Source organism: Oligella sp. HMSC09E12 (assembly GCF_001808505.1).
In the GTDB taxonomy this organism is placed as follows: domain Bacteria; phylum Pseudomonadota; class Gammaproteobacteria; order Burkholderiales; family Burkholderiaceae_B; genus Oligella; species Oligella urethralis.
Genome location: NZ_KV793570.1, coordinates 1 through 893, shown reverse-complemented (window position 1 = coordinate 893; position 893 = coordinate 1). Strand labels below are relative to the sequence as shown.

1 protein-coding gene is annotated in these 893 nt (G+C 45.0%); it reads left to right on the top strand.

Features of this window, described 5'->3' with window-relative positions; translation table 11 throughout:
- Positions 1-120: 120 nt before the first annotated feature.
- Positions 121-893, top strand: a 773-nt coding sequence (istA, locus tag HMPREF3179_RS04855; RefSeq protein WP_083290457.1) for an IS21 family transposase, incomplete at its 3' end; no start/stop codon positions are given.

Genomic DNA, 893 nt, shown 5'->3' with positions numbered 1-893 from the left:
ATCAAAGTAAAGGAAAGGCTGAGGACGAGCAGCTGTTGGCACCAATGTAATAATAACCCATGATCAACGGTTGAATATTGACCCACTAGTTTAATAAACTAGCGGTTTTTCAGGCCGCTTATGTTAACTCAGGAGATGGTCGTGACGATTCACGTATTACATAAACAAGGCAAGTCCATTAGAGCAATAAGTGATGAGCTCGGTATTTCCCGTAACACCGTAAGGAAATATCTTAGAAATGGTGGTGCTATGCCTACCTACCAACGCAGCCCTAGACCCAGTAAGCTTGACCCTTATAAAGCGTATCTTCACAAGCGCATTCAAGCAGCCGCGCCAGATTGGATACCCGCCACGGTGTTTTATCGTGAGATTGACGAATTGGGTTATCAAGGTAAGATTAGCTTACTGAGAGACTATGTGTCTCAGTTTAAACCAGTAACTAAAGCCGACCCAGTGGTGCGCTTTGAAACATCCCCGGGTGAGCAATTGCAGGTGGATTTTACGATCATTCGTAGACAGGCTAGTCAACCGCTTAAAGCGTTCGTAGCAACCTTAGGTTACTCTCGGGCTAGCTATGTTTTCTTTTTTGATAATGAGCGCAGTGAAGCGTGGCTGCAGGGGTTACGACAGGCCTTCGACTTTTTTGGTGGTGTGCCTAAAGAAATATTGTTTGATAATGCCAAAACCGTTGTGATTGAACGAGATGCTTATGGTGTTGGGGAGCATCGCTGGAATCCGCAACTGCTCCTACTGGCCAAAGAATATGGGTTTAAGACACGATTGTGTCGTCCGTACCGAGCTAAGACGAAGGGGAAGGTGGAGCGATTCAATCGTTATTTAAAAGAGAGTTTTATCGTTCCTGATCCTAGCCAATTTAATAGACAGTCTGTTCC